This is a genomic window from Bacillus sp. BS1807G30, from assembly GCF_040047675.1.
In the GTDB taxonomy this organism is placed as follows: domain Bacteria; phylum Bacillota; class Bacilli; order Bacillales; family Bacillaceae; genus Bacillus; species Bacillus altitudinis.
Genome location: NZ_CP157353.1, coordinates 668,974 through 684,952 on the forward strand (window position 1 = coordinate 668,974; position 15,979 = coordinate 684,952).

15 protein-coding genes are annotated in these 15,979 nt (G+C 40.7%); 9 read left to right on the forward strand and 6 right to left on the reverse strand.

Going from position 1 to position 15,979, the window contains the following annotated elements:
- The first annotated feature begins 105 nt into the window (after window positions 1-105).
- Window positions 106-3,327, forward strand: a complete 3,222-nt coding sequence (locus ABG082_RS03390) for an efflux RND transporter permease subunit (RefSeq protein WP_348936535.1) — start codon at window positions 106-108, stop codon at window positions 3,325-3,327.
- Between the two features lie 30 nt (window positions 3,328-3,357).
- Here the strand turns inward: ABG082_RS03390 and ABG082_RS03395 are convergent, their stop codons facing one another.
- A complete protein-coding gene (locus ABG082_RS03395; protein ID WP_348936536.1) occupies window positions 3,358-4,311 on the reverse strand; it encodes a nucleoside hydrolase in 954 nt (317 codons plus the stop codon).
- 181 nt (window positions 4,312-4,492) lie between these two features.
- Between ABG082_RS03395 and ABG082_RS03400 the strand changes: the two genes are divergently transcribed.
- Together ABG082_RS03400 and rlmD are read left to right on the forward strand one after the other, a co-directional pair.
- Window positions 4,493-5,401 carry a diacylglycerol kinase gene (locus ABG082_RS03400; protein WP_007496845.1) on the forward strand — a complete coding sequence of 303 codons (909 nt, stop codon included), beginning with the start codon at window positions 4,493-4,495 and terminating at the stop codon, window positions 5,399-5,401.
- A 61-nt stretch (window positions 5,402-5,462) separates the two neighbouring features.
- Window positions 5,463-6,839, forward strand: a complete 1,377-nt coding sequence (gene rlmD / locus ABG082_RS03405) for a 23S rRNA (uracil(1939)-C(5))-methyltransferase RlmD (protein ID WP_348936537.1) — start codon at window positions 5,463-5,465, stop codon at window positions 6,837-6,839.
- A gap of 263 nt (window positions 6,840-7,102) precedes the next feature.
- Here rlmD and ABG082_RS03410 read toward each other — a convergent pair whose 3' ends face one another.
- A complete protein-coding gene (locus tag ABG082_RS03410; RefSeq protein ID WP_272511897.1) occupies window positions 7,103-7,675 on the reverse strand; it encodes a hypothetical protein in 573 nt (190 codons plus the stop codon).
- 55 nt (window positions 7,676-7,730) lie between these two features.
- On the reverse strand, window positions 7,731-8,216 hold the full coding sequence (locus ABG082_RS03415; RefSeq protein ID WP_136944976.1) for a hypothetical protein: 486 nt from the start codon (window positions 8,214-8,216) through the stop codon (window positions 7,731-7,733).
- A gap of 526 nt (window positions 8,217-8,742) precedes the next feature.
- Between ABG082_RS03415 and ABG082_RS03420 the strand changes: the two genes are divergently transcribed.
- Window positions 8,743-9,717, forward strand: coding sequence for a tRNA-dihydrouridine synthase (locus ABG082_RS03420; protein ID WP_348936538.1), 975 nt, complete (start codon window positions 8,743-8,745; stop codon window positions 9,715-9,717).
- 106 nt (window positions 9,718-9,823) lie between these two features.
- A complete protein-coding gene (locus ABG082_RS03425) occupies window positions 9,824-10,678 on the forward strand; it encodes an SMI1/KNR4 family protein (RefSeq protein ID WP_348936539.1) in 855 nt (284 codons plus the stop codon).
- Between the two features lie 53 nt (window positions 10,679-10,731).
- On the opposite strand, the gene ABG082_RS03430 is transcribed toward ABG082_RS03425, so the two are convergent.
- Entirely contained in the window at window positions 10,732-11,103 is a 372-nt protein-coding gene (locus ABG082_RS03430) for a hypothetical protein (protein WP_039177014.1), read from the reverse strand.
- 181 nt (window positions 11,104-11,284) lie between these two features.
- Between ABG082_RS03430 and ABG082_RS03435 the strand changes: the two genes are divergently transcribed.
- Both ABG082_RS03435 and ABG082_RS03440 read left to right on the forward strand, forming a co-directional pair.
- Window positions 11,285-11,722 (forward strand): Rrf2 family transcriptional regulator, encoded by a 438-nt coding sequence (locus ABG082_RS03435; RefSeq protein ID WP_008344219.1) that lies wholly within the window; start codon window positions 11,285-11,287, stop codon window positions 11,720-11,722.
- Window positions 11,723-11,787: 65 nt separating this feature from the next.
- Window positions 11,788-12,702: an NAD(P)/FAD-dependent oxidoreductase gene (locus tag ABG082_RS03440; protein ID WP_008344217.1), complete on the forward strand. Its 915-nt coding sequence runs from the start codon at window positions 11,788-11,790 to the stop codon at window positions 12,700-12,702.
- A gap of 10 nt (window positions 12,703-12,712) precedes the next feature.
- Here the strand turns inward: ABG082_RS03440 and ABG082_RS03445 are convergent, their stop codons facing one another.
- A complete protein-coding gene (locus ABG082_RS03445) occupies window positions 12,713-12,913 on the reverse strand; it encodes a hypothetical protein (RefSeq protein WP_025206887.1) in 201 nt (66 codons plus the stop codon).
- Window positions 12,914-13,026: 113 nt separating this feature from the next.
- On the opposite strand from ABG082_RS03445, the gene ABG082_RS03450 reads away from it, so the two are divergent.
- The gene (locus ABG082_RS03450) at window positions 13,027-13,674 is read left to right on the forward strand and encodes a DUF3885 domain-containing protein (RefSeq protein WP_251185445.1); all 648 of its coding nucleotides are present in this window, start codon (window positions 13,027-13,029) and stop codon (window positions 13,672-13,674) included.
- Window positions 13,675-13,707: 33 nt separating this feature from the next.
- On the opposite strand, the gene ABG082_RS03455 is transcribed toward ABG082_RS03450, so the two are convergent.
- On the reverse strand, window positions 13,708-15,036 hold the full coding sequence (locus ABG082_RS03455) for a 6-phospho-beta-glucosidase (RefSeq protein ID WP_181891127.1): 1,329 nt from the start codon (window positions 15,034-15,036) through the stop codon (window positions 13,708-13,710).
- A 204-nt stretch (window positions 15,037-15,240) separates the two neighbouring features.
- Here ABG082_RS03455 and ABG082_RS03460 point away from each other — a divergent pair, with 204 nt between their 5' ends.
- The gene (locus tag ABG082_RS03460; RefSeq protein WP_348936540.1) at window positions 15,241-15,972 is read left to right on the forward strand and encodes a MurR/RpiR family transcriptional regulator; all 732 of its coding nucleotides are present in this window, start codon (window positions 15,241-15,243) and stop codon (window positions 15,970-15,972) included.
- Window positions 15,973-15,979: the final 7 nt, after the last annotated feature.

Below are 15,979 nucleotides of genomic sequence, written 5' to 3' on the forward strand. Positions count from 1 at the left end.
TGTTACGTCAAACGCAAGTGAAATGGTTGACGGCATTGTATATCACCGTTTATTATGATATAGAATGACCAGTCAGTCAATACATAAAGGAAAATGGAGGACATAATGAATTCGATCATCAATTTTGTATTAAAGAACAAGTTCGCTGTATGGCTCATGACGATTATCGTAACAGTTGCTGGTCTATATGCCGGATTGAATATGAAACAAGAATCAATCCCGAATATCAACACTCCAGTCATTACGGTTTCTACAACGTATCCTGGCGCAACGCCGGACGAAGTATCAGATAAGGTGACAGACCCAATTGAGAAGTCGATACAAAATCTCAATGGGGTGAATGTGGTCACTTCTAATTCTTTTGAAAATGCCTCATCGATTCAAATCGAGTACGATTACAATAAAGACATGGATGAAGCAAAGAAGGAAATTGAAGATGCCATTAGCAATATCAATTTTCCAGAAAATGCAGAAAAACCAAAAATCGCACGTTTTAGCATCAATGCGATTCCAATTTTAGCTCTTAGTGTCTCCGGTGATAAAGAGTCATTACAAGACCTGACACAAAAAGTGGAAAATGACCTTATTCCTTCTCTTCAAGGTTTAGATGGTGTCTCTTCTGTCGAAGCTTCTGGACAACAAATCAAAGAAGTAGAATTTTCTTTTAAACAAAAGAAATTGAAGGAATATGGTTTAGATGAAGAAACTGTCCAAAACATGATCAAAGGCTCTGATGTCAATGTACCTTTAGGGTTATACACATTTGGCAACAAGCAAAAATCAGTCGTAGTGGATGGCAATATTTTAAGTGTTAAAGATTTGAAAAACATGCGAATTCCTGTCACACCAAGTGCAAGCGGCGGTGCGGGAAGCGCAGGAGCTGGAGCGTCTTCTAGCGGCTCAGGAAATGCAGGAGCTCAAGGTGCTGATCAACAGGCTGGAAGTGCAAGTCAGCAGCAAGCAGCAGCAGCTCAGCAACAAACTGGTGCAGCAAGCGGTCAATCTGTAGAGCTGCCGACGATCAAACTTTCTGAGATTGCAGATATTAAAGTCGTGAAAGATGCAGAATCGATTTCTAGAACGAACGGAAAAGACAGTATCGGTTTGCAAATTGTCAAAGGCTCTGATGCTAACACAGTGAGTGTAGCAGAAGCAGTCACAAAAGAACTTGAAACATTCAAAAAAGACAATAAAGGAATCAAAGTCAGCACGACATATGATCAAGCAGAGCCGATTAAAGAATCTGTCAGCACAATGCTGAACAAGGCGATCATCGGAGCAATCTTTGCGATCATTATCATTATGTTGTTCCTTCGAGATATCAAATCAACATTAATTTCGGTCATCTCCATTCCGTTATCCCTGTTGATTGCTGTTTTATTATTAAATCAGCTGGATATCACATTAAATATCATGACACTTGGTGCCATGACAGTCGCCATTGGACGTGTTGTCGATGACTCGATTGTCGTCATAGAAAACATCTATCGACGAATGGCGTTAAAAGATGAACCGTTAAAAGGAAAAGCACTCGTTAGAGAAGCCACAAAAGAAATGTTTATTCCGATTATGTCTTCGACGATTGTCACAATTGCGGTATTCTTGCCATTAGCTCTAGTGGGTGGAATGATTGGTGAACTATTCATCCCATTTGCATTAACCATTGTGTTTGCTCTAATGGCTTCACTACTTGTTGCCATTACAATCGTTCCAATGATGGCTCACAGCCTATTTAAAAAGAACCTGTACGGCAAAGCGAAAAAGGTAAAAGAACACAAACCAAGCAAACTTGCTGGTGGTTATAGACGTGTACTCAATTGGACATTGAACCATAAATGGATCACGTCAGGAATTGCGATTTTGATGCTGATCGGCAGCTTATTCCTCGCACCACTTGTCGGTGTCAGCTTCTTACCGCAGGAAGCAGAAAAAACGGCAATGGTGACATACACGCCAGAGCCTGGACAAACGAGAGAACAAGCCATTGCTGAAACGAAAAAGGCAGAAGATTACTTAATGAAACGTGATCATGTCAATACGGTTCAATATTCATTAGGCTCTTCAAATGCGCTGACAGCAAGTGTTGGTGGAAACTCTAACGGTGCATTATTCTTCGTACAATACGACGAGGACACACCGAACTTTGATAAAGAAAAAGATCGTGTGGTTAAAGCCCTTCAAGACAAAACGTCTAAAGGGGAATGGAAATCACAAGACTTCTCATCTGCTGGCGCAAGCAATACAGTGACGTACTATGTGTACGGTGACAAAGCAAGTGATATTGAAGGCACAGTCAAAGATGTCGAGAACATTTTAAAAGATGAGAAGAACTTGAAAAACGTCAGCACAAGCTTATCTGAGAAGTATGACGAATATACGTTTAATGCAGATCAAGAAAAACTGGCGAAACTAGGCTTGACCGCTTCACAAATCGCACAGGCGATCGCTCCTCAAAGTAATGAAACAACGTTGACGAAAGTAACAGAGGACGGCAAAGAACTAGATGTGAAGCTTCAAACGGAAAAAGATGAATACAAGAGTAAAAAAGATCTAGAGAATAAAAAGATCACAACACCAACAGGACAACAAGTCCGAATTGGCGATGTGGTGAAAGTGAAAGATGGCACAACAGCAAACACTGTAACAAAGCGTGATGGGAAGATTTACGCTGAAGTATCTGGTGACATGACAACAGACGACGTATCAAGTGTGACACAAGATGTCCAGAAGAAAGTTGACAAGCTTGATTTGAAATCTGGCGTTACGATTGATACAGGCGGTGTAAGTGCGGATATTGAGGAATCCTTTACACAGCTAGGACTCGCAATGCTTGCAGCGATTGCTATTGTATACCTCGTTCTCGTCATTACATTTGGCGGAGGTCTTGCACCATTTGCGATTCTGTTCTCACTTCCATTTACGATTATTGGGGCACTCGTTGGATTGTTTGTAGCGAAAGAAACCATCAGCTTAAATGCCATGATTGGATTGCTGATGCTGATCGGAATCGTTGTAACAAATGCCATTGTCTTGATTGACCGAGTGATTCATAAAGAAAAAGAAGGACTTTCAACAAGAGAAGCCTTACTTGAAGCAGGTACAACAAGATTACGCCCAATCTTAATGACGGCACTTGCGACAATTGGTGCATTGCTGCCACTCGCATTAGGTTTTGAAGGCGGAAGTCAGATCGTATCAAAAGGACTTGGCGTCACCGTTATTGGCGGTTTAACAAGTTCTACACTTCTCACATTGGTCATCGTGCCAATCGTGTATGAAATCTTAAGCAAGTTTAGACGTAAGAAAAAGTACGCTGAAGAAGAGTAAGAGGAAGCCCCGCTAATAAGCGGGGTTTTTTTAAGATGAAAACTGACAAACCGCTTTTCTCATCAGCTCTTCAAATGCATCGAAAAAGGCATCCCGATCAACGTGGTCAATGACATGAATCGTCTTTCCATCTGGATGCTCTTCGGTACGTCCTTGTCTTGGTGTTTCGGTATAAACAATTGCATTCATTTCCTTTGAACGAGTAAATGAAGTGGAAGCAAGAGTGATCGTTGTCAGCACATCCCATAAGTAGTAAGTCGAGTTCGTTTCGTGATGAATGAGAGGCGGACAAAAGGCATAACATTGTCCAATAAAGTCAATCCCGATGTGAGAGCGAAGGGAAGCCCAGCGTTGACGGACATCGAGTGTGAGCGGGACTTGATTCGTGCTTTCCAGTGCGACCATTTCAATTGGAAAACGCTCTTGAAATACGGTGCTCACAGCATAAGGGTCCCAAAAAGCATTCCATTCTGCTGTTCCATCATGCTCGGGTTCTTCAACATTGCCTTTTTCAAGGAATGTGCCGCCCATCCACACCAGTTTCTCAATTTTATTTGAGATGGAAGGATCTTCTTCTAAGGCGCGTGCAAGGTCTGTGAGCGGTCCTGTAAAGAGCAGCGTAACAGGTTCGGTTGACTTTTTCATCGTTTCAATCAGGTGAAGATGTGCAGGAAGCTTAGATACTTTTGTATCAATAGCGCCTTTTTCATTTAAAATCGGCAGGGCATCTACATAAAAAGCATGCATGCGCCATTCCTTTGGAAATGGATTCACACCTCTAGAATTGGAAGCGGCTACTTCAATCTCATATGGGCTAAAACGATCAATAATTTTCTGAGAAGCGCTCAGCGCAGGCTCTAAATAACAATCAGCAGGAATCACAGACGTCCCGATCACTTTCAGGTGTTCCATTTGAAGAAGTAGAAATAAGGACACGAGATCATCAACACCGCCGTCATGATTGAAATAGACAGGCTTTTTCATGGCATATCATCCTTTTCATCGTTTTCTTTTATCTTATCAGAATGCTGATCTGCTGAGGGAAACGTGCCATGAGATTTCAAATATTAGGGGGTTGTTCTGTTGCCATTTTCAAATCTCATAGTATAATTAAAGGTTGTTAGTGGTGAAAATAGATTGCATAATGATAATAGGATGATGATGAATGAAACGTGCTCGAATTATATACAATCCGACATCTGGACGTGAACTCTTTAAGAAGAATTTACCGCAGGTTTTGCAAAAATTTGAACAGGCTGGCTATGAAACATCTTGTCATGCGACGACATGTGCAGGAGATGCAACACAAGCAGCCGAAAAAGCCGCACAGAGAGATTTTGATTTAATTGTAGCAGCTGGTGGAGACGGCACGATTAATGAGGTCGTCAATGGATTAGCACCGCTTGAAAAAAGACCAAAATTAGGAATCATTCCAGTTGGAACGACCAATGACTTCGCAAGAGCACTTGGCATTCCAAGAGAAGATATTTTAAAAGCGACAGATGCCATCATTGATGGTGTAGCAAAGCCGCTTGATATTGGTAAAGTGAATGGACAGTATTTCATTAATATTGCGGGAGGCGGCCGATTAACAGAGCTGACCTATGAAGTGCCTAGTAAGCTGAAAACCATGCTAGGACAACTTGCGTATTATTTGAAAGGCATGGAGATGCTTCCTTCCATTCGCCCGACAGAAGTCGAAATTGAATATGACGGCAAATTGTTTCATGGCGAAATCATGCTGTTTCTTGTTTCACTAACAAACTCAGTAGGCGGCTTTGAAAAGCTCGCACCAGATTCCATTCTAGATGACGGTATGTTTGACCTGATTATTTTAAAGAAGGTCAACCTAGCAGAAGCCATTCGAGTGGTCAGCCTTGCACTTCGAGGCGAGCATATTCATGATAACAATGTCATCTACGCAAAAGCGAATCGCGTGAAGGTAGATGTAAAAGATAAAATGCAATTGAATTTAGATGGTGAATACGGCGGCATGCTGCCAGGTGAATTTGAAAACCTGTATCGCCATATTGAATTTATTGTGCCAAAAGCAACAGCTGAAAAAATAGGGTGAAGACTAAACTTGGTTCCTTATGGCGACCAAGTTTTTCTTTGCAAATGAGGTGATAAAATTGGTGAAAATGAAACCGCCTGTTCAAAAAAATGAATACTACAATGTAACCTTCGAAGATTTAACGCACGAAGGTGCAGGAGTAGCGAAAATTGAGGGTTTCCCTGTGTTTGTACCGAATGCCCTTCCTGACGAGCAAGGGAAAATCAAAGTCACACGTGTCAAAAAAGGATTTGCTTTTGGACGACTCATGGAGCTGACAAAGGAAAGTCAGCACAGGCAAGATGCGCCATGTCCTATCTATAAGCAGTGCGGAGGCTGTCAAATTCAGCACATGAGCTATGAAGGCCAGCTGCTTTTTAAACAGAAACAAGTAAAGGACGTATTGGAGCGGATCGGCAAGCTTGATATGAGCCGTGTAAAAGTTCATCCTGTACTCGGCATGGAAGACCCTTGGAATTACCGAAACAAAGCACAAGTACCAGTTGGCGAACGGGAAGGCGGACTTGTTGCAGGATTTTATCAGCAGCGTACCCATGAAATCATTGATATGGAAAAATGCTTGATCCAGCAATCAGAAAATGACGAAGTGGTACAGGCAGTAAAAGACATCTGCAATGCGTTTGGCATCAAAGCATATAACGAAGAGCGGCACAAAGGCTGGCTGCGTCATGTCATGGTTCGCTATGGCATTGCAACAGGTGAAATGATGGTTGTGTTTGTCACAAGAACGGCTGATTTTCCGCAAAAGCAACAGGTGATTGAGCAGATTATAGCACGCTTCCCATACGTTCGGTCAATTGTGCAAAACGTGAATTCAAAGAAGACAAATGTCATTTTCGGAGACGAAACGACCGTTTTGTGGGGAGAAGAATACATTTATGACACGATTGGCGACATCAAATTTGCTATTTCAGCCCGTTCGTTTTATCAAGTGAATCCAACTCAAACAAAAGTTCTTTACGATAAAGCACTTGAATATGCAGAACTGCAAGGCGAAGAAACCGTCATTGATGCCTACTGCGGAATTGGTACAATTTCCTTATTTCTCGCACAAAAAGCAGGCAGAGTCTATGGCGTTGAAATTGTCCCAGAAGCAATTGAAGATGCAAAACGCAACGCTGCCTTAAACGGAATCAATAATGTTGAATTTGCAGTCGGTGAAGCAGAAACGGTCATCCCAAACTGGTACAAAGAAGGCATCAAAGCAGACACCCTCGTCGTCGATCCGCCAAGAAAAGGCTGTGACGAAGCACTGCTTGACACCATTTTAAAGATGAAACCAAAACGAGTTGTTTATGTTTCCTGTAATCCTGGTACGCTTGCTCGTGATTTGCGTATTCTTGAAGATGGCGGGTATGTGACAGAGGAAGTACAGCCTGTGGATATGTTTCCGCATACGAGTCATGTTGAGTGTGTGGCAAGTCTTGTGATTAATTAGTAATGTATTGAGAGACATACCGATTTCGAGAAAAACATCGATATCGGGATATTTTTGTATCACTACTTGCCTAAAATTAATAGGTTGGATTTGCTGATAGGTGGTGATTTGTATTGGTGAGAAGAAAGCAAATGACGAACACATTAAAAGGGAAATTTCAAACGAAGAACGAGAGTAGCGTCAGAATCAAGCTGATGGTATTTATGGTCCAAAGGCTAAAGTAGCGTTAGAAAAGCTATGAATTAAATAAACCCCCTTCTCCATTATAGGATAGGGGGTTCTTCTTCTATGTTCTGATTTTTTTGATCAAGCGCAGAGGATATGATATCAAGTCCGATGTATAAAAAGCTAACAAAGAAAGATAAAATTAATACACCGTTCCCCCATATAGAAACTTCAATTATCTTTAAATTGAGTACATATTTAATCGTGAAGTAAATAAGAGCCCACGAAGCAAAAAATTCTAAAATATAGGTTATCCATTTTGGGACCTTCAACAAAAAAGTGATTCCTTTCCCTATAAATAAAACTATAAACGACCAAAAAACTACGATGATGCTGACTAACAATGAAAAGGTGATCAAAGAGAAGAAAGAATCATAAGTGATGTATTCACCGAAAAGAAAATTCACTCCCAATGTGACTAAATAAAGCATGGCAGTTGGAAGGGCAATAACGATACTAAGGGAAAAAAATATTAGTAAAATAAGAAGAACGGCCGCAAAAGCGCCAGGTGCTTCATCTACAATGTTTTTCTTTCTGAAAAAGGTATAGAGCATGATAGACACTAAAAGGAGCACTAAAAAAGTCATTAAAATAACGTAAGAAAAAGACATGAAGACCCTCCATAAAAAAGTGCTATTAGAAAACTAATAGCACTTATTTTTATATTTAGATAAGATTAATGATGAACTTTGCCAAAGTTTTAGCAACATCTCTAGGAGCACCTATTTTAGTAAAAGCTTTTGTGAATTGTTTTTCCGTCCACTTTTCTCCTTTATCCATTATTTTTGCAATTTTGGCAGAATTCTTTCTGATCCAAGCAGCAGCCTTTGGATTAAAAGGTTTCAACGCTTTTGACAGTAACCATCCTCCAGAACGTAGAGCACCTCGGAAAGCTTTATATGACCACGAAACAACCCCTTGAGTAGATACTTCCCCGTTTGCGGCTGTTTGAGTTGCTAAAGTATTTGACTGAATAGGGCTGCTAGTAGTGTTATTTGTTGCGGCTTGTTGTAAAGAAGTTTTATACACCTTCGTATGTACTGGAGCTGTTAATTTAGCTGGCTCTGCTGCAAATGCAGTAGTCGCACCAAGGCCAGAAGTCAATAAAGTTGCGCTTAGTAGTATTGGAACAAATTTTTTTCTGAAAGTCATGTTAATTTCGCCTCCGAAAATTTAATGAAGAGGCTGTTTATAAGTTAGAAAATTCTTGTTGTTCAAGCCTCAATTATAAAATACTTCTTAAGAAAATCCAGTGAAATATGACTTAAACATGTATAGGTCTTTTATATAAGAAATCACTCCTTTTCACAACATGCATAAAATTGTAACAATAACCATATTAAGTTTAAATAGTAATTTTATTCTATATTTTTGTGTGGCTATTTCATTATAATTTATTTTTATGGGAAAATTGCGGTTTGTTTTTGGTGTGGAGAAACTTCTTTTCAAGTTGGTATCCTGATAAATGATTACTTGCTGTCCATCGCGTGACACGTTTCCTAGTAGGAACGGCATTTACGTCTCCTCAAATTTTTGATATTTTATTAAAGTGGGATAGCATTTATTAATGTTCATTTTATGGTCCTTTTGCTTATAATGATTAATAATGTATATAATGATATTTTACAGAAGGACATGCCCTATAAGGCGCTATGTCATGAGAGGAATTGGATGAAAGATGAGTGAAAATTTTTGGCGTGATTTACCACGACCATTTTTTATATTAGCACCAATGGAAGAAGTGACAGATGTTGTGTTTCGTCATGTTGTGAGTGAGGCGGCGAGACCGGATGTGTTTTTTACAGAGTTTACAAACAGTGAGAGCTACTGCCACCCTGATGGCATTCAAAGTGTGAAAGGCCGTTTAACGTTTACAGAGGATGAGCAGCCGATTGTTGCTCATATTTGGGGAGATAAGCCTGAGAACTTCAGACAAATGAGTATTGGAATGGCGGAGTTAGGATTTCAGGGGCTTGATATTAATATGGGTTGTCCTGTCCCAAATGTCACGCAAAACGGGAAGGGGAGTGGATTGATTCTTCGCCCAGACGTTGCGGCAGAGCTGATTCAAGCGGCAAAAGCAGGGGGATTACCTGTTAGTGTGAAAACAAGACTAGGGTTTACAGAGGTCGATGAATGGCGTGGTTGGCTCAGACACATTTTGGAGCAAGACATTGTGAATTTATCGATTCATCTTCGTACTAGAAAGGAAATGAGCCAGGTAGATGCGCATTGGGAGCTCATTCCTGAGATTAAGAAATTGCGTGATGAAGTAGCCCCTGATACGCTTTTGACAATCAATGGTGATATTCCTGATCGTCAAACAGGCTTAAAGCTCGCTGAGAAGTATGGAGTGGACGGAGTGATGATTGGACGTGGGATTTTTCATAACCCATTTGCCTTTGAAAAAGAGCCGAAAGAGCATACGAGTGACGAACTGTTAGGTCTTTTAAGATTACATCTTGATCTTCATGATCAATATTCCTCATTAGGCTTGCGTCCATTCAAGGCACTGCATCGTTTCTTTAAGATTTATGTAAAAGGAGTCAGAGGAGCGAGCTTCCTAAGAAACCAATTAATGAACACATCATCAACAGATGAAGTGCGAGCAATGCTAGATGAATTTGAAGCGAGAAATCAAGAACAATCATAATCAACAAGAGGAGGGGTAACCCTTCTCTTTTTTTATGAACAGGACTATTAAACTAGTTCTCTCAAATGGTAAAATGAGATAGAAATAACAATTGGAGGTATTTTATTTGAAGCCATTTTGGGATACAGACAGAGAAAGTGAAGAGACATTTAAGAAAATCAATGAAAAAGGCATTGCAAAAGCAGAAAAGAAACTAGGCGTCATCTTGCCTGATACATATAAGAAACTGATTCTTGAACAAAATGGCGGTTATACCTTGCATAATGCTTTTCCAACAGACCAGCCGAATGGATGGGCAGAGGATCATGTGTCATTTGATCATTTAAGAGGAATTGCCAAAGGCGAAGGTATTATGGATAGTGATTATTTAATAGAAGAATGGGAATTGCCTGAGGGACTTGTACTGATTTGTGGGGATGGTCATACGTGGATCGCTTTGGATTATAGAGATACAAAGGAACATCCACCGGTTCATTACTTTGATCTAGAATATGAGACGGATTTTAAATTAGCGGATTCGTTTGATGAATTGATTGCGGGGCATTATACCGCAGAGGATAGTGAAGAAGATGAAATGTCAGGTGAAGAATTGCTGGCTGAATATGAAAAACAGAATAAACCATTATCAAAAGAAGAAGTAAAAGATATCTTTTTAACCAAAGACCCTGAGCAGCTTTCAAAAATCGCGAATTTCCAAGTGGAACAAATTGATGATATCAAGTGGATTTTTTCTGAGGTGGAAACGTATATGGACAGCCTTCAGAACGAAGAAATGTTAACGACTGCTGGCTGGGCAATCAATACGATCTTTATAATGAATGACGAATTGATTAAGCAGCATACTGATGTTGTCGAGCATGCACGTCGTTTTGCGAAGCATTTGAATCAATCAGAAATAGATGAAATGCCCCACATTGCCTTTAATATATCAATCGCATTGGAATTTGATTTAGAGGAATAAGATCTATCATTTTAAAAATAGACCCCCTAACCAAAAGGGGGTCACCAATTCCTTTACTCCGCACTCTCCTCAACCTCACGGCTATCTTCTGTTTCACCAATATAAATAGGACCGTTTGCATGGTCGATTCGGATTGGCCATTCGTATGGAATTTGAAGACGTCTAGCAATGGCTCTCCAGAATTTTGTGGAATCCAATTCGAATTCTTGGAAGTCTTTTAATAAGTCTTTGTAAGACGAGCCATCAAATTGAATGTACATATCTTGAAGGCGCATGAACGCGACATGTCTCACTTCTAATGCTGCCGCAGCTTCCATTTCTTCTTCTGTTGCTTCGCCAATGATTGTTCCTGCGGGTGGAAGCATGTCGTATACGTTAAATTCCTCTTCTTCTTCGTGTGCTGCATTGTGCTGTTGATCTGACATTTTTTTCACTCCTTCTAGTCTTCATCAAGCTTTTATTCGTGCTTACTTCTATTATCGGAAGGAAATGCGAAATGTGGAATGAAAAAAGAAGCAGATCCACAATACTTGCTTTTTCTTCTCGAATCTTTTATGATCAATTACAGATATAAAAGGTCTACAATAGATAGAAAGGAATGTTTCTATGAAATATTCTAAAGCGACCAACTATGCGCTTCATACGATGGTATTTTTAACACTTGCACCAAAGGGGAAAGCAATAGGCGTTGAGCCTCTCGCCAAGATGCAAGATCTTTCACCCACTTATTTATCCAAAATTTTAACAAAGCTTGTGAAGGCGGGATTGATTGAATCAACACCTGGCGCAAAAGGTGGTTACGCCATTCTGAAAAAGAAGGAAGACATTTCGTTTCTAGACGTCATTCAGGCGGTAGAAGGACAAACCAATTTATTTCGTTGTTCCTTAGCACATGATTCTTTCATGCCTCACGATGACTGTTTGATTGAACAAGTCATGCAGGATGTTGAAATGAAAATGCAGAAGACGTTAAGTCAAAAGCGGTTAGTTGATATTGCAAGCCAAATAGAGCAGACAGAAAAAAATCCATTTTTCAAGATGTGATTTTTTTTGAATAAATTATAGATATTAAGAGTCTTTAAAGTCTTGGATAAAAAGGAGAGATTTATATGTTATTAGATTGTGCCATTATTGGAGGCGGGCCAGCCGGATTAAATGCAGCTCTTGTTGTGGGGCGGGGCAGAAAACAGGTCATGGTATTCGATGATGAGATGCCAAGAAATCGAGTGACTCAGGAATCACATGGATTTATTACAAACGATGGAATGACACCGTTTGAGATCAGACAAGCGGGAGAAGCGGATCTTCAAAACTACCCTGATATTCAAATCAAACGAAGCAGAATTGTGGAGATACAAAATCATGAGGACAACTTCGCGTTACTGACACAAGAGGGAGAAAGATTCGAAGCGAAGAAAATCATATTGGCAACAGGACTTCAGGATATACTGCCAGAAATGAAGGGGATTCATGAAGTGTATGGAAAGACGTTGTTTAGCTGTCCTTTCTGCGATGGCTGGGAGCTGAAGGACAAGCCACTTGCCCTGATTGCAGAGAACCAGCGCGCTTTGCATATGGCGAAACTTCTTTCCAATTGGACAAAGGATTTGATTGTGTTTACAAATGGACAGCAAGTGTTAGCTGAAGAGGAGAAAGCACTGCTATCAGCGCATTCTATTCAAGTCATTGATGTACCAATTGTAGCGATCCATCATGACAATGGGCAGCTTCACTCTCTTCACCTTGCGAATGGGGAAACGGTGAAAAGAGAAGGCGGATTTGTCGCAAGTGATTTCAAGCAGTCAACCCCTTTTGCTGAAAAACTAGGCTGTCAAATGACGAAAAATGGGGGCATTGAAACAGATATTCTTGGGCGTACAACCGTCAGTGGTATTTTTGCATGTGGTGATAATTTAGGCGGACCTGCTCAGCTTGTTCTTGCAGCAGCAGCTGGAAGTCAGGCAGGAATGGGCGTCATTCATGAACTTGTGCAGGAAGAGTTTCAACAAAGAACACCTCTATAAAAAGAGATGTTCAGCGATGAGCGATTTTCCGTTTTGCTAAGACGTGAGCTGTCCATTCAAAAAGTGCGTAGATGACAAAGAAGATCAGGATCCAGCTGCTGACATCGACCCATACATTGGTGATATGAATGATGTTCGCCTGATCAAGTCCAGTCTGTATCCACATCGTGATCAATGCGGTGAGGAACACCTGTAAAAACCATTTTTTCAATTGGTCACACCTCCATCTCTTTCTATCATATAAGAAATGACAGTTTATTTCCAATTGAATTTCCATCAGTTTCAACGGTAAAATAAGAAATAAAACCACTGGAAGGACATGACATGAGCGATCAAACCAATCGTTTTTTAAAAAGTTATTTTCCTGATCTTGTCCTCACGCCGCCTCTTTTTTATGGGTGGCCTTTTGGTCTTCGCTTTGAAGTGGCAGATTGGTCATTAGGAGAAGAATCGGTTGTATTAGAAAAAGCAGCCGATCGGGCTTTAAAAATTGTCAGATATGCTTTTGATCCAGAAGACGATATTCTACTTGTCACGGATGTCTATACGCAGCATGAACATGAATTAACGAAGCAAAAGCTCCTAGTTTATCAAAAATATGCCGACCGGCAAGTGCGTCACCGATTGCGTTACGAGCGTTTGACTTATGTACAATCAAAACTAGAAGAAGCAATGAAAATAGAGAGATTTACACTCAAGTGTCAGCTGCAAGATATTCGATTGTGCCCGCTTCTACAAGCCATATGCCAAGAGGATTTCTACAAACCGAATCAACTCATGAAAGGAAAGCTTGGTTATGACATTTATCTCATCAATCTCTCAAAACAGATGATTTTCCACTTATATGATGATCGAGGCTGTGATCTTATTGCGGCAGATCCAGAACATCTGCATCCAGTTTATGAAGGTTTACAGCACTGGCTCTTAGACTATGACCGTGCTCAGATGGATCAGTTGTTTGCCGGGAAATAAGAAAACCGCACTTTTAACAAGTGCGGCTTCTTTTTATGCTTCTACTTTATTGAAAAACTGTGGCAGATATTCTTTGTGTGCTTCTAGCATTTCATCTAGGATGCTTTTTGCAATGGCATCTGATGGGACGAGCGGGTTGATGGTCATGGCAACAAGAGCTGTGTTGTAGTCGCCTGTCACGGCTGCTTCAGCGGCTACACGTTCAAAGGATTTAATTTGAGAAATAAGTCCTTTGACAGCAACCGGCATTTCACCAACAGCGATTGGTTTTGGGCCGTCTTTTGTGATGACACAGTTCAGTTCAACGGCAGAATCATTTGGAATGTCACTGATGGCGCCATTGTTGATGGTGTTTACAGGCTGAATGTCATGCTTGTCGTTATAAATGGATGCGATCAAGTTACATGCTGCATCACTGTAGTAAGCACCGCCTCGTTTTTCAAGCTGTGGCGGCTTAATATCAAGATCAGGATCTTTGTAAAGCTCGAACAGGTCATTTTCTAGTGCACGGACGACTTCTGCACGAGTTCCCTCATTCGCTGCTGCTTTTTTCTCTTCAGCCAACATATCACTTGTTTTGTAATAGTAGCGGTGGTACGGACAAGGAATCACACCAAGCCCTTTTAAGAAATCTGCATCCCACGGAATCGCTTGAATGTTGTTCATGGACATGGTGGAGTTTGGATCTGCCATGTCTTCGATCACTTGATCCATGATGCTTTTGCCATCTAAGAACACGTTCAGTCCAAATACCATATGGTTTAATCCAGCAAAGCTGACTTCGACTCTGCTTGCGTCGACATCAAGTCCTTTGGCGATGCCCATGCGAATGCCGATTGGTACGTTACATAAGCCAACGACTTTGCGATGGTTTGAATAGCGAAGTACGGCTTCTGTGACCATACCAGCAGGATTGGTGAAATTCACAAGCCAAGCATCTGGGCATAATTCTTCAATATCTTTCACAATATCAAGAATGACAGGGATGGTGCGCAGACCCTTGAATAGACCGCCTGGACCGTTTGTTTCTTGACCAATGACATCATATTTTAAAGGAATGCGTTCATCCTTCATACGTGCTTCCAGTAATCCGACGCGGAATTGTGTTGTGACGAAATCAGCGTCTACCAGTGCTTTCCGGCGATCTAAAGTTAAATGAACCTCGATTGGAAGTCCCGCTTTTTTCACCATACGTTTTGCAAGATTTCCGACGATCTCAAGCTTTTCTTTACCTGCTTCGATATCGACGAGCCAAAGTTCGCTAATTGGAAATTCATCGTACCGTTTAATGAATCCTTCGACTAGCTCTGGTGTATAGCTTGATCCTCCGCCGATTGTGACAACCTTTAATCCTTTTGCCATGTTCTGCACCTCCGAATAATGTAACGCACAATGTTATAATAGAGTGAATCAATCTTTTATCATTTGTTTGTACATCTATAGCTTATCGTGAGAGTACCTTGTGCGTAAACGGTTTCAGCGTCTTTAGGCAAGGGTGCCCTATTTAGAGATTTGTTACATAAAAGAAACGTGTTGTGTCATGTTATTGGAGAAAGGGGAAGTCAGATGTTTTCAAGTGAGGTCATTTCCAGCTTTAATGAACTAGAAAGCGCTTTATACCGATACATTATGGAAAACAGTGAAAAAGTCGTCTATATGAGAATTCGTGATTTGGCAGATGCCGCACATATATCGACCTCATCTGTCCTTCGCTTTTGTCGAAAAGTGAATTGTGAAGGCTTTTCAGAATTTAAGGTGAAGCTCAAAATGTATTTAGAAGCAGAACAAACACCTTCTTTGAAAAGCACGCAGCATTTCTTGTATGAATTTATCGAACGGACACTTAAAGGAGATTTTGAGGGAAAGATCAAAGAGGCAGCAAAGCTGATTGCGGATGCAAAGAATGTGCTGTTTATTGGGACGGGCAGTTCTGGTATTTTGGCGCAGTATGGGGCAAGGTACTTTTCAAGTCTGGAGAAATTTTCGTTTTACATCAACGATCCGTTTTTCCCGATGAATATGCAGTATTTAGACAATAGTGTCACCATTGTGCTGTCGGTATCAGGAGAGAACCGCATAACGATTGATCATATTTCGAAACTAAAAAGAGAAGGCAGCACGATCATTAGTATTACAAACAATCAGCACTGTACGATTTCTCGTATTTCTGACTTAAATATTGCTTATTACGTCACAGATGAACGAGTCCATAGAGCCAACATCACCACACAGACACCCGTTGTGTATATCCTAGAGGCAATGGCGCGTGACATGTTTGCGATGTTAAAAGAAAAGTAAAAGAGCC

Bases quoted from the DNA above. Each gene is read 5' to 3' on its own strand.
- ABG082_RS03435 (WP_008344219.1), top strand. From the start codon at position 11,285: ATGAAATATTCTAAAGCGACCAACTATGCGCTTCATACGATGGTATTT.
- ABG082_RS03390 (WP_348936535.1), top strand. From the start codon at position 106: ATGAATTCGATCATCAATTTTGTATTAAAGAACAAGTTCGCTGTATGG.
- ABG082_RS03430 (WP_039177014.1), bottom strand. From the start codon at position 11,103: ATGTCAGATCAACAGCACAATGCAGCACACGAAGAAGAAGAGGAATTT.
- ABG082_RS03450 (WP_251185445.1), top strand. From the start codon at position 13,027: ATGAGCGATCAAACCAATCGTTTTTTAAAAAGTTATTTTCCTGATCTT.
- ABG082_RS03460 (WP_348936540.1), top strand. From the start codon at position 15,241: ATGTTTTCAAGTGAGGTCATTTCCAGCTTTAATGAACTAGAAAGCGCT.
- ABG082_RS03420 (WP_348936538.1), top strand. From the start codon at position 8,743: ATGAGTGAAAATTTTTGGCGTGATTTACCACGACCATTTTTTATATTA.
- ABG082_RS03455 (WP_181891127.1), bottom strand. From the start codon at position 15,036: ATGGCAAAAGGATTAAAGGTTGTCACAATCGGCGGAGGATCAAGCTAT.
- ABG082_RS03395 (WP_348936536.1), bottom strand. From the start codon at position 4,311: ATGAAAAAGCCTGTCTATTTCAATCATGACGGCGGTGTTGATGATCTC.
- ABG082_RS03440 (WP_008344217.1), top strand. From the start codon at position 11,788: ATGTTATTAGATTGTGCCATTATTGGAGGCGGGCCAGCCGGATTAAAT.
- ABG082_RS03410 (WP_272511897.1), bottom strand. From the start codon at position 7,675: ATGTCTTTTTCTTACGTTATTTTAATGACTTTTTTAGTGCTCCTTTTA.
- ABG082_RS03415 (WP_136944976.1), bottom strand. From the start codon at position 8,216: ATGACTTTCAGAAAAAAATTTGTTCCAATACTACTAAGCGCAACTTTA.
- ABG082_RS03400 (WP_007496845.1), top strand. From the start codon at position 4,493: ATGAAACGTGCTCGAATTATATACAATCCGACATCTGGACGTGAACTC.